Below are 11,875 nucleotides of genomic sequence, written 5' to 3'. Positions count from 1 at the left end.
TCTTTACTCCAACTCAACAATTCTCTTAAGCATAGCACTGAAAGTATAATTTCTTTCATAAAATGCTCTGGTATGTTCAGGTTTCCATTTTCCTGACAGGAAGCTGTCTATTTTTTCAGCCAGATCCTGGGAATTTCCGCTCTCAAAAAAAAGAACTTCTTTTTCCGTTACATAGTCCTCTACCGCACTGATTCTGTTTACAATCACAGGAACATTTTCTGCCAATGCCTGAAGCATAACCATATGACCCGCAGACAATTCTATGTTTTTTAAAGATAAAATCAAACATTTGGCCTTTCCCAAAACCATTCCAAAATTTTCCACAACCACATCAGAAATCAATTTCACATGTTTTGGCAGCTTATCTGGAAGTAATAAAGGATTTGTTGCTATACATAATGGCAGCTTTTGATTATCTTTCATAATTTCATAGGCATCTAACAGCGTCTTATAATCTCTGTTGCTTCCGCCGCCTGAGAAAAGATATTCTTCCGGCAGTTTCCCATAATATTGCTGGTTTTCAAAATAATCCATACCAAAAGGTACAAAATAAAATTTATTTTTCACCCCAAAAAGTTCACTGTAATAGTTTACTTCCCGAGAACCATACACTACAATCCGATTCATGCCTTCCATTGCTTTTAAAGTAAACTTTTTTCTCATATTATAATAAAGTTTGTTTTTCTTTTCTTCGAACAGAAATCCACACATAGTCAGGTTATATTTTTTCTTTTTATTCTTATTTCCCAGAAAAATTGCAACAATAGGATTAATACATAATACATCACAATTTTCTGCTTTTTTATAAATTTTGCCTGCAAACTGATAGGACAATCCCCAATATAAAAGATGCTGAAGTGCCTTTCCTATAAATTTCCAGCTTCTCACACGACGAATTAATTTATTTTCATAAGTCGTATATACCACTTCAATATCTGCATAATTTTCCTGAAGATATTCTTTTATTTTTTTTTCCTTTTGTATATATTCTTCCCGATCCAACACCAGAATTAGTTTGTTTCGTTTGTTTTCGTTTGTCATACTTTCATCACTTTCTAAAATAACTCACCAGTTTTAAAGGAACATATGCAATCTTAAATTTTGTCTGCCATTCTGAGTTCAGATAATACCAGCCAGTCTTTTTCAGGTGGCCGATGATCTGATTCATAGCATTTTTATCTGCCTCTTTATGATATTTTACTGTCATTTTAAATAACAGCATACATACAGTTGCCAAATAGTTATATGCAGCTTTCTTTATTCTTTCGCTAGCAAAAGTATCCCATGCTTTTTCTATCTCATCAAAGGATTTCAACATAGTATATCTTCGCGGATTATACTGATCTGATCTGGTCGCGCCAAAGCCTGTTTCCTCATAGAAATAACAAACCCTGGAATCATATACAGCTTTTCTTATATGCGAAAAGTACAGAGAACAAAACAACAAGTCTTCACATATAGAAATCTCAGGATTCAGCAACAGTCTTTCTCCTTTGATCACCTCTGTCCGAAACATCTTATTGCACAGAAAGCCCTGATAAGAATCACGATAAAAAAGCCTGCAGATAGCCTCTTCTTTGTTTAGAACTTCGCATTCCCCTTCTATTTCATTTTCCTGTAAACCATTTCTTTTATAATTGCATATAGAAACATCAATTTGTTCTTCTCTCGCCATATTTAGAAACAAGCGTTCTATCATATCATCGCTTATAAAGTCATCGCCATCTACAAAAACCAGATATTTCCCTTCTGCCTTTTCAATCCCCAGATTTCGGGCAGACGATACCCCTTGGTTCATCTGATGAAAAACAAAGATTCGATTGTCTTCTTTCTCATAACTTCTGGCAATGGAAAGGGAGCTATCCTCTGAACCATCATCTATTATAAGAATCTGCAAATTTATATAGCTTTGTTTTAAAATACTTTCTATACATCTTCCCAGTTCTTTTTCTGCATTATATACAGGTATGATAACACTTATCAAATCTTTTTCTATTTGCTCCATTTTCCGTCTTCCCCCAGTACCCCGACATATATTTCTAATAACTGTTTCACATTATCTTCGGGTACATATTTTTTTTTCATAATCAGTCCTGGCATTTTGTCCCATTTCCTGCACTTTTTCAGGATTTTCCCAAAAATTCATTATAGCTTCTCTGAAGCCCTGAATATCACCCAAAGGGATTTTTATTCCATTCTTTCCGTTTTGAATCGCCTCTTTGAAAAAACCAATGTCTGTTGTAATTAAAGGAATTCCCAGACTTTCTGTTTCTATTGCCACCATGGAGCAGCCTTCATACCAAATAGAGGGCATCAGAGCAAAATCTGCTCTCTCTGCTATAGCCATACACACCTCATGAGGTACATACCCAAGATAAAATACATTTGCTTTCTTGTCTGCCCACACTCTAAACTCTTCTTCTAATGGTCCCCCGCCCATCACTACGAGGGGGAATATCTTCGATTGTATCCCAAACCTTTTGAAGTATCCGAATGCCTTTTTCTTCCCCTATTCTCCCGTAAAATACGGCAAAATGTTCAGGAAGCGTATAGTTTTTTGGTATTTCTGCTACAGAGAGTCCTGCGTCGGATACAAAGTTGTATTTTTTGACAATTTTCTCTTTATCAAAACCAATATTCTCCAGCAATTCAATCTGCTCGTCATTCAGACAAATATATTTATCAATTTGTTTATAAAAGGATTTTTTGATCCTATGATATTTAAAAATAGTTGCCACTACTAAAGACATAAACCTGGAATTTTTAAAACAGCCATACTTGACCATTCTGAAATATTTTCCATCGCCGCAAAGATTACATATTTTTCCATTCCTTAAAGACGTTGCGCAAGGACAGATAAATCTGGTGTCATGCAGCGTCGCCACTACTTTTACCTGATATTTCTTTGCTGCATACAAAATAGACGGAGAAAGCAGTGGAAAAAAAGTATGCACATGCATAATATCCGGCTTCTCACGTTTTATAAGTTCTTCTATTTTTTTATAATTTTCAAATGACCACATCATGCCAAGTGTCATTAATATTTTCCCGACTGCCCCAGCCTGATCAAATTTATCATTAATAACAGTATAGGGGATAACCTCTATCCCCTTTTGCTGCAATAGCTTTGTTTCATTTTTAAATACCTGATCATCTCCACTGGCAGAACCGGTTCTGTGAAGATTATGTACAACTAATATTTTCATCTATTCTATCTACCTTTTAAACACTTTCTCATATCTGTCCACAATAATATCCCAACTATATTCCTGTTCAACTCTTTCTTTTGCTTTTTTCTCCAGTTCTAGGATTTCCTGCTCTTTCATCTTATCTGCCTCTTCTATTACTTTTGCCAGATTTCCTATTTCCTTGCTCCAGTATAAAGCGCCATCTTCTCCTACTTCTCTGTTAAATCCCACATCCAGAAGTAAATTCAGCTTTGTACTCCCAAGAGCTTCTAACAAACTGGGGTTTGTACCGCCAACTTCATGTCCATGAAAATAACCATACGCATTTTCACGTATTTTCTTCAATAATTCACTGTCATATACGGTTCCCACAAACTTGATTCTTTTATCTTTATCAAAATGAGTAGTTTCTTTTAACTTCTGATAAAATTTATTATGTTCCACGCCTGTGATAATCACAAAATCTTTATCCGTTTTAGAACACATAAATTCTCTGACCATAGTTTCATAATTATTTTCCGGTACAAATCTTCCCACTACCAAATAATACTTGCCCGGTTTTACCTGTTTTTCCCGGCACCAGGATATCCATTTTTTATCCTGATCTTCTAATTTGGATTGCTTGGTTTCCGAACCATATGCAATAAAAGTGGTCTTTGGCTGAAATTTTCTGTAATCTTCCTGTATATATTTTTCTATATTCTTACTGTCGCAGATGAGCAAATCTGCATGTTTTACCATATATTTTTCAGATATTTTCCAGTATTTTCTTACAGGAAGACTCCATTTTGCCCGTTTCCACTCATGTCCGTCCGGATTTACATACAAAGTAACTCCCAGCTTTTGCAACTGTTTTTTATAATAGCCAATAAACGGTCCTATTCTGCATGCTAAAATATAGATAATTACATCTTCTAATCCTTTCTTTCTAATATAGCGAATACAATACCTCAATGCCTCAATATCATAAACAACAGCTTTTGCCGGTCCGATATTTCTCGGTGTTACATAAAAACAGTTTGCATCATTATATTTAAAAGTCCTGGGCATTGTATCATACACTTCTTTTGTGGGAATACAAGATACATAATATTGTATTTCTTTATCTTTTCTATATTTTGTCAGATTCTCCACAAAAGATTCAAATCCGCCATATTGTGCGGGGATTCCTTTAGAACCGATAATAAACACATGTTTTTTCTTATTTTCCATCTTTTTTTCTCCCTTTACACAGACCCTTTTCCAGTCAAAACTACTTTTACTGTTTCCAAAAGAATTCTGATATCCAATCCTATATTCCACTCTTCAATATATTTTTTATCTAAGGCTACTACTTCTTCAAAATCCACAATATCACTTCTTCCACTGACCTGCCACATTCCTGTTAATCCTGGTTTTGCAGCCAGACGAACTCTATGGTGTGTTTCATACTGTTCATATTCGTCTACTGTGGGCGGTCTGGTTCCTACCAGGCTCATATCGCCTTTCAATACATTGAAAAACTGTGGGAACTCGTCCAGTGATGTTTTTCGAATAAATTTTCCAATCGGAATAATTCTGGGATCATCGTCCATTTTAAACATCAGTCCCTGCATTTTATTTTTTTCCATCAGTTCTTTTTTTCGCTCTTCTGCATCTGGATACATAGAACGGAATTTGTAAATCTTAAATTTTCTTCCATTCCGTCCTACTCTTTCCTGAGAAAAGAACACAGGTCCAGGACTCTGGATATAAATAATAGGAGCAAGAATAATGGTTAAAATTCCGGTTAATATCATTCCAATAATTCCACCTGCGATATCCATCAGCCTCTTAAGAAACAGCTGTCTGGAGTCTGCAAATTTAATACTGGAGGTAAGAACAGCAAATCCACCAAAATTTTCCACCATGGATGTTTCAGAAAGCATATCATTGTTTCCCAGATTATAATGTGTTGTCAATCCCATCTCCCTGCAGGCAGACAGAATTCTCTTTACTAAAGGATTTCGTGTGCTGCAATCCAGAAACACTTCATCTACAATACTGTTTTGAATCCCCAAAATTGCATCTTCTCCACAGGAAATCACCGGAATTCCTAATATTTTTTCTATATCTGTTTTCTCTAATAATATAATCCCGCTAATATAGTAATTTTTATACTTTTGTTTTTCCAGCTCTTCAATGGTTGTTTTTACTTCCCGCCCTGTAGAAACAAGAATCAATTTCTGCAATTTTTCTTTATTCCTTAAGACTTTTCTAACCCACAATTTTAATAAGACTCTTCCCATATATGTAATCATTATAGCAAGTATCCAGAGTCTTAAAAAAACTGCTCTGGAAAAAACCTCAGAAGACTTTGTCATAAACAAACTTGCAATCACAATACCCAGAACTACTGTAATCTGCAATACAACTCTTTTTGCCTCTTCAAAATATCCTCTTCTGATAACATCTTTATAACTTTCTAAAAAGAATCCTGCACATAATTCTATCAGGGCCAAAATAACTCCCAAATCTTTATATGCTTCCAATTTATAAGGAAAAATCCACCCATGTCTAATCATAAAAGAAATCACATAGGCGATCTGAAGACATATAATATCTAAGACAATAAAATCCCAGTGTTTCCACCAGCTGCTTTTCTCTGTCTGATACATATTTTTCCTCCTCTATTTTTTTCTTTTCAGCATATTAATCCCCATTTCCTTCATTTCCATAATCAAAGGCTCTTTCATCAAAAGAAGGCTTCCTCCATAAAGAGCAAAAAATACGATTGCCTCCGCTGCCATAATTACTAAACGCATAAAGGTGGAGCTTCCATCAAAATTCATATTTACTTTTAACAAAATAGCCCCCGCGCTTCCTAAAATTAGTGCTGCTATAATTTTGAAATACTGGATATTCTTCAATAATCCTTTCAATATATCTCTTAAATATATGAATTGTACAATCACAACTATAGTTTCTGCCATAACTGTTGCAAATGCAGCTCCTGTAGACGCATATCTGGGAATCAATACCAGATTCAATGTAAAATCCACAACTGCTCCGGCTACGATTGACTTCAATACTTTATCCTCCTGCCCCATAGGGGTAAGAATCTGCATCCCTGTAATATTAGACAGTCCAATAAGCAAAAGTGTTATCATTAGCAGCTGCATAGGCAAAATTGCCGGTAAAAATGCATCTCCTGATAAAATCAGAATGGATTCTTTTGCAAAAATCATAAAGAAAATCATCATTCCTGTTGCTGCTACTGTAACAAACCGAAAAGCTTTTGTCACAGTATCTTAAAGGCTTCCTGCTCTCCTTTTTCTATGTAAAAAGACATTCTTGGAAGCAAAACTGTGCCCAGAGAGGTAACTAAGTTTACCAACACCGTCTTAATTTTAATTGCTGCATTATAGATACCAGTATCCCAATTTGTCTTCATCAGCCAGAGCATAACCATGTCCAGATTCAAATAAATACTGGTTGCTGCAGACATAAAGAAAAATGTAAACAGCGGTTTCATGTGTCTTTTAAAATCGTAAAATTCTGTCTTTTTTAATGACACATATTTTCTCATATTAATAAAATTCATAATGCCAGATCCGTAGCTGGAAATTGCACTAATTGCCCCATATTTTAAATAATCATCAGGTGAATGAATCATGGCGAACATCAATATGATTCCCAAAACCTTAAAACTCAACGAACAGACTGTAATATAACTATACTGTTCCAGTGCATTATACAACCATTGCATTCCCATGGTGTTTAATATAATAGATATACTGACTACCATTAAGAGCTCTTTCTGCCCATTGAATTTTGGTACAACTGCAAGACAGCCAAAAAAAATCAGATATATAGCTGCTGTTGTTACTGCATTAATGATCAAAAGTTCCTGGACGGTCTGCGATAACTTTGCTTTATCGTCTCTTACCCGTGCACAAGCTCGAATACCATATGTAGGCACTCCCAATGAAGCAAACATCGTAAAGTAGGAAACTGTTGATAATGCTGCCGCTACATCTCCGCTTCCTCTTACTCCTAACACTCTCGATATGTATGGGAATGTAATAATAGGAAAAATAACAGACGATAAAGTCAGCAAAGCATTCATAATAAAATTGAATTTAATAGAATGTGTCTTCATATCTAATCTTCTCCTATGTGATTCCGTTTTTTACACATTTTTGCAATCCACGGATAGCATTTAAAATTCATCTTCCGAAATAAGCGAAGCGTCCCGCTTTCTTCACCAGAACGATGGTAAATCTCCGGGCTGGCTGCTTTTAATGCTCTGTCAAATTCCATAAATTTCTTTTTCATCTCTTTATCTTTCTCTGAGAAACTCATGAAAATCGTAATCTGATCTCCCACCATCTGAGCAATTCTTTTTCCAATATAATCTATTTTTTCTTTTTCACCATATTTCTGATATTTATTAAAAAATTCTGTCAGGTGCAAAATAACATCTATATGATTCTGCATATGTTTCTGATATCCTGCCAGACTCACACTCTGGGTTGTAACAGCCAGACGATACATATACACAAACAAATTCAGATACTGTACGGTTTCCACATAAGGCACTGGATATAAAATATATTCAACGTCCACATAAAAGCAGTGTTCATCTAAACGAATCTGATTCTTTTTTAAAATTTCTGTTTTGATTACCAAAGGGTGCATTCCTATTTGCTTTACCTGGGCTGCTTCTGAAAATTTCCAGATATCCTTTTTTTGAAATTCCCGATATTCCCTTGGAGTTTTTTCTCCGGTTTTATCATTTACTTCATAATAATTTGTGACAATATAGTCTGCATTACAGGTTTTTAAAGCCTTTACCAACTTTATGAAGTCTTCTGTATATACCCAGTCATCTCCATCTACAACCTTGAAATACTTTCCTTTTGCCTCCTGTATTCCCCTGTTAATGGTAGAACCATGTCCTCCGTTTTCTTTGGATATCACGCGAAAAGTATCCGGATATTTCTCTTCATATGCTTTTCCTATCGTTGCTGTTCTGTCTTTTGAACCGTCATCTACAACAAGTACCTCTATGTCATTTAAAATCTCATCATCTATAAAAGAATCCAGGGTCTGCTGTAAATACTTTTCCACATTATAAGAAGGAATTGTAATTGTCAGTATTTTTTCCATAGTTTCTCATTACTCCTTTTTCCAACTGTCTTTTTGCTTTCTGGCGCCGGATAGCAGATTCATAATTCTGTACCATTTTCTCCGCATAAGAAACAGCAAAATTTTATCTTTACCTGACATTTGTTTTATGTAAGGATTCTTAAACATTTCCGGATAGTTCTTCAAAGCAAAGCTTCTGAATTCCTTTAGCCACATACTTCCTGTATCTGCCAGAATAATCTCTTTGGAGGGAACAAAATATCCGTGTTCGAAAAATAAATATTCCATTTCTTTTTCATAGCGCTGTTCCTCTCCCTGTTCCTGAAAATATTCTTTCAAATAACTCAAAACATATTTTCTATCCTGATAACTTCTTTCAAAATTATTACTTCGCATAATGGAACCTTCTCTCAGCATATAAAAATATAATGGTTTGTCCCCTACATATGCAATCTTCTTTGCCTTCAAAATCAAGCGCGGAGTTGTTGCCAAATCTTCATATTGAATTTTCTCAGGATAACGGATACCTGAGCAATCCCAAAATTCTTTTTTATACATTCTGCACCAGGCAGCCGGTGTCTTAAGAATCAGTTCAGGGGTTGTTTTGACATTCGTACTTTCCGGCAAATCAAAATGATACAAATCTCTCCGTCCGGTATCCTCTTCTACAGATTCAAAATCAAAAATAACCATATCTGCATTTTGTATTTCTGCACACAAAACGGTTTTCTCCACCAAATCCGGAGCCACACGGTCATCTCCATCTACAAAGAACAGATATTCCCCAGACGCAGTCTGAGCGCCTTTGTTTCTTGCATCACTCAGACCTCCGTTTTCTTTATGAATCACTCTGATTCTGCTGTCCCTCTTTGCATACTCGTCGCAGATCTTGCCACTGTTATCCAAAGTTCCATCATCTACCAGAATAATTTCCAAATTCTGATACGTCTGTACACACAGACTTTCTATACAATTCTTTATATATTTTTCTATATTGTACACAGGTACAACAATACTGGCCAGCTTCATTTTTCACCTTATCCTCTTATTAACTGTATCTGTTGTTCTTTCAAATCTTCCAGGCTGTATTTTTTCGTTTTCTCTATCCAGGAAACAGAAGTTCTGTCCATGTTTCTATGTTGTAAAATAAAATCAGCCCACTTTTCCGGTGTATCATGCAACGGTAAAAACCAACAATTTCCTGTAATTGCTGCTTCCTGCGTTACATTTTCGCTCATAAGACAGGGCAGTCCTGTACATTGTGCTTCTATACTGACGGTCGGTAAACCTTCAAAATAAGAAGGAAGGACAAAAAAATCCATTCCCTGAAACAGCCTGTTCACATCTTTCCGGAATCCCAGAATTCTCACACTGTCTTCCATACCCCTGTCCTTCACTATATTTTTTACCATTTCCAGGCGTTCCCCCTGTCCTGCCAGCACTAAAACAGACTCCGGACATTTTGCTTTCAATTTTTCAAATATATCAATCAAAAAGTAGTGGTTTTTGGGATAAGAAAAATTTCCCACATGGCCTACTACAAATTTATCTTCTAAATTCAGTTCTTTTCTTACTTGCTTTCTGAGTTCTTCATTATATGTATACTTTTCTAAATCCACTGCATTAAAAATGGTTTGAAATCTATTGCTTTCCACAATCTTCTTCGGAAACAACCAGACTCCCGCCTTTTTAGAACAGCCATAATATTCTGTAGCTATTCTGTACAAAAATGTTCTGCAAATTCTATGTATCCCGTTAAAAATCATTCTCTTTATGTGATTCTCACAGTCATTTCCACTGGAATGACTGTGAATCATAATCCGTTTTACCTTACAGCTTTTTGCTGCCAAAGCTGCTATGCAATCAATTGCTGTCGAAATATTCAGATATACCATATCGTATTTCTGTTCTTTTATAATCCTGCAGACCTGGCGGTACTGGGTTATTGGATGTTTTAAATTTGCAATAGCAAAAATACGGGAATGGTATTTCTTTAAATATTCTTCCAAATCAGCATCTATTTCATTTGTCAGGAAGTCTATTTCTACCTCTTCACCTGCTGTATTCTCAAGAAAATTCAACAGATACTTATCCACTCCTCCGCCATTTCCATCCATAATAAACCCAACCAGCATTTTTTTCATCTCTATGGCTCCGCCTTTCCTGTCTTTCTGCAATAATGTGCAATATATCCGGCAAAACTCCATAAAATAAAAGTCCCCGGAGAATTTGTGTATAATCCTTCTAATAAAAACACCATGGATACACCAATGGCTAACACACATGCGCTTAAAACTGCTATGTAATCCCGATCTTTTTCTTCTATTTTTCTTATTACTTTTGCCCACAGCAGGAACAGCAATAGGATAAATATCAGGAAAACTCCAATTCCTAAAATCCCCTGATACGCCAGAATATTGATAAATTCATTATGCAGACTGACGTAATTCGTTCCCTGAGAATTATGAACCGCATATGTTTCCGGCAAATTTTTCAAAACATATGGAATAAAGGAATTGTAACCAACACCTAACACTGGACTGGTTTTCCAGACCTCCACTCCACTTTCCCACAAAGCAATACGTCCATTCGTAACATCTTTTTCCAGATCCTGCGCCCGGCCAACCTGCTGTTGTTTTTTACCGTTTGTCTTATTTTTGTCAGCATGATTCTGAACTCCATTTTGGACGGTGTTCTTTTTCGCTTCTATTTCATTAATCTGTCGCTGTATTTCCGTATTATATTCTTTTTTAATACCAGAGGTTCCTGCAAGAAAGACAACGGAAAAAAACACTGCAATTATCATTCTTACCAGGAATTCTTTCACAGCTTTCTTCTTGTAAACAGTATTCAAAAGAATCCAGAAAACCGCAGATATAATCATTGCCACTTCTGCTGTTCTTGAATCGCTGAATACAATATACAGATAGCTTAAGACAACAACTCCTGCGTACGGAATCTTTTTCCAGGTTTTATATCTTCTAATGTAAAACACACACAATAAAATAACTACCACACTAAATACGCTTCCGTAATTGGGGTCTGTATACACTCCCCACAGCCTTCCCCATTGGAAGCCGGCCAGCATCAATTCTCCTGAAGCAGTAAACCACTTTTCATGGTACAACTGACTCATAAGGAATAAACTCGCTGCTGAAGAAATTGCATTCCATACAATTAATATATGAGAAAAAAGAATAAACTCTTTTTTATATGCTTCTGTGTTTCTTTTTGTATCACACATATATAAAAGAAAAAACAGAATTCCTGTCCATATCAGCCACTTAATATCCCCACTTACCTGTCCATATTCCCTATTTGCCAGAATAGTGACAAAGAAACTTACACAAAACAGAGATAACACTGCTAAATACGGCGTTTTTATATAATCCTTCCAGTAAATGATTCTTCCCAACAGAGTCAGTACACCCAATACCAAACACGCTTTTACCAAAAACGGCTGCACTGGAGAATCATACAGAAAGGAGTTAAATGTCACGAGTCCCAAAAGCAGATAGCTCAGCTTAAATGCCCATTCCAGATATCGAATATACTCCTTTTTCACAAACTTCATTATA

12 protein-coding genes are annotated in these 11,875 nt (G+C 35.7%); all 12 read right to left on the bottom strand.

All coding sequences use genetic code 11. The annotated features are described in order from the left end of the window. Positions 1–3: 3 nt before the first annotated feature. Genes DQQ01_RS04775 through DQQ01_RS04725 form a run of 12 tightly spaced genes read right to left on the bottom strand, consistent with a single transcriptional unit; the run spans position 4 to position 11,871 of the window. Complete coding sequence (locus tag DQQ01_RS04775) at positions 4–1,041, bottom strand: glycosyltransferase (RefSeq protein ID WP_111918843.1); 1,038 nt, start codon at positions 1,039–1,041, stop codon at positions 4–6. 7 nt (positions 1,042–1,048) lie between these two features. Next, positions 1,049–2,005, bottom strand: coding sequence for a glycosyltransferase family 2 protein (locus tag DQQ01_RS04770; RefSeq protein ID WP_111918841.1), 957 nt, complete (start codon positions 2,003–2,005; stop codon positions 1,049–1,051). A gap of 51 nt (positions 2,006–2,056) precedes the next feature. Further along, positions 2,057–2,440, bottom strand: coding sequence for a glycosyltransferase (locus DQQ01_RS04765; protein ID WP_111918840.1), 384 nt, complete (start codon positions 2,438–2,440; stop codon positions 2,057–2,059). After that, positions 2,409–3,206 (bottom strand): glycosyltransferase, encoded by a 798-nt coding sequence (locus tag DQQ01_RS04760; RefSeq protein WP_111918839.1) that lies wholly within the window; start codon positions 3,204–3,206, stop codon positions 2,409–2,411. The genes DQQ01_RS04765 and DQQ01_RS04760 overlap by 32 nt, the downstream gene beginning before the upstream one ends. A 9-nt stretch (positions 3,207–3,215) precedes the next feature. Next, a complete protein-coding gene (cps2T, locus tag DQQ01_RS04755) occupies positions 3,216–4,400 on the bottom strand; it encodes a beta 1-4 rhamnosyltransferase Cps2T (RefSeq protein WP_111918837.1) in 1,185 nt (394 codons plus the stop codon). Between the two features lie 14 nt (positions 4,401–4,414). Then, complete coding sequence (locus DQQ01_RS04750) at positions 4,415–5,824, bottom strand: sugar transferase (RefSeq protein ID WP_111918835.1); 1,410 nt, start codon at positions 5,822–5,824, stop codon at positions 4,415–4,417. Positions 5,825–5,836: 12 nt separating this feature from the next. Then, positions 5,837–6,451, bottom strand: a complete 615-nt coding sequence (locus DQQ01_RS17245) for an MATE family efflux transporter (RefSeq protein ID WP_330407650.1) — start codon at positions 6,449–6,451, stop codon at positions 5,837–5,839. Beyond that, positions 6,448–7,308 (bottom strand): oligosaccharide flippase family protein, encoded by an 861-nt coding sequence (locus DQQ01_RS17240; RefSeq protein WP_330407649.1) that lies wholly within the window; start codon positions 7,306–7,308, stop codon positions 6,448–6,450. The genes DQQ01_RS17245 and DQQ01_RS17240 overlap by 4 nt, the downstream gene beginning before the upstream one ends. A 2-nt stretch (positions 7,309–7,310) precedes the next feature. After that, complete coding sequence (locus DQQ01_RS04740; RefSeq protein ID WP_111918833.1) at positions 7,311–8,318, bottom strand: glycosyltransferase family 2 protein; 1,008 nt, start codon at positions 8,316–8,318, stop codon at positions 7,311–7,313. A gap of 9 nt (positions 8,319–8,327) precedes the next feature. After that, on the bottom strand, positions 8,328–9,326 hold the full coding sequence (locus DQQ01_RS04735) for a glycosyltransferase (RefSeq protein ID WP_111918831.1): 999 nt from the start codon (positions 9,324–9,326) through the stop codon (positions 8,328–8,330). Between the two features lie 8 nt (positions 9,327–9,334). Beyond that, on the bottom strand, positions 9,335–10,441 hold the full coding sequence (locus DQQ01_RS04730; RefSeq protein ID WP_111918829.1) for a glycosyltransferase: 1,107 nt from the start codon (positions 10,439–10,441) through the stop codon (positions 9,335–9,337). A gap of 2 nt (positions 10,442–10,443) precedes the next feature. After that, a complete protein-coding gene (locus DQQ01_RS04725) occupies positions 10,444–11,871 on the bottom strand; it encodes an O-antigen ligase family protein (protein ID WP_111918827.1) in 1,428 nt (475 codons plus the stop codon). Between the last annotated feature and the right edge of the window lie 4 nt (positions 11,872–11,875).

Source organism: Blautia argi (genome assembly GCF_003287895.1).
Classification (GTDB): Bacteria; Bacillota; Clostridia; order Lachnospirales; family Lachnospiraceae; genus Blautia; species Blautia argi.
Note: the sequence above shows the minus strand (reverse complement) of the source record. Positions and strands in the feature narration are given on the sequence as shown.

Coding starts and splice junctions, on each gene's coding strand:
- DQQ01_RS04775 (WP_111918843.1), bottom strand. CDS start 1,041: ATGACAAACGAAAACAAACGAAACAAACTAATTCTGGTGTTGGATCGG.
- DQQ01_RS04770 (WP_111918841.1), bottom strand. CDS start 2,005: ATGGAGCAAATAGAAAAAGATTTGATAAGTGTTATCATACCTGTATAT.
- DQQ01_RS04765 (WP_111918840.1), bottom strand. CDS start 2,440: ATGGGCGGGGGACCATTAGAAGAAGAGTTTAGAGTGTGGGCAGACAAG.
- DQQ01_RS04760 (WP_111918839.1), bottom strand. CDS start 3,206: ATGAAAATATTAGTTGTACATAATCTTCACAGAACCGGTTCTGCCAGT.
- cps2T (WP_111918837.1), bottom strand. CDS start 4,400: ATGGAAAATAAGAAAAAACATGTGTTTATTATCGGTTCTAAAGGAATC.
- DQQ01_RS04750 (WP_111918835.1), bottom strand. CDS start 5,824: ATGTATCAGACAGAGAAAAGCAGCTGGTGGAAACACTGGGATTTTATT.
- DQQ01_RS17240 (WP_330407649.1), bottom strand. CDS start 7,308: ATGAAGACACATTCTATTAAATTCAATTTTATTATGAATGCTTTGCTG.
- DQQ01_RS04740 (WP_111918833.1), bottom strand. CDS start 8,318: ATGGAAAAAATACTGACAATTACAATTCCTTCTTATAATGTGGAAAAG.
- DQQ01_RS04735 (WP_111918831.1), bottom strand. CDS start 9,326: ATGAAGCTGGCCAGTATTGTTGTACCTGTGTACAATATAGAAAAATAT.
- DQQ01_RS04730 (WP_111918829.1), bottom strand. CDS start 10,441: ATGAAAAAAATGCTGGTTGGGTTTATTATGGATGGAAATGGCGGAGGA.
- DQQ01_RS04725 (WP_111918827.1), bottom strand. CDS start 11,871: ATGAAGTTTGTGAAAAAGGAGTATATTCGATATCTGGAATGGGCATTT.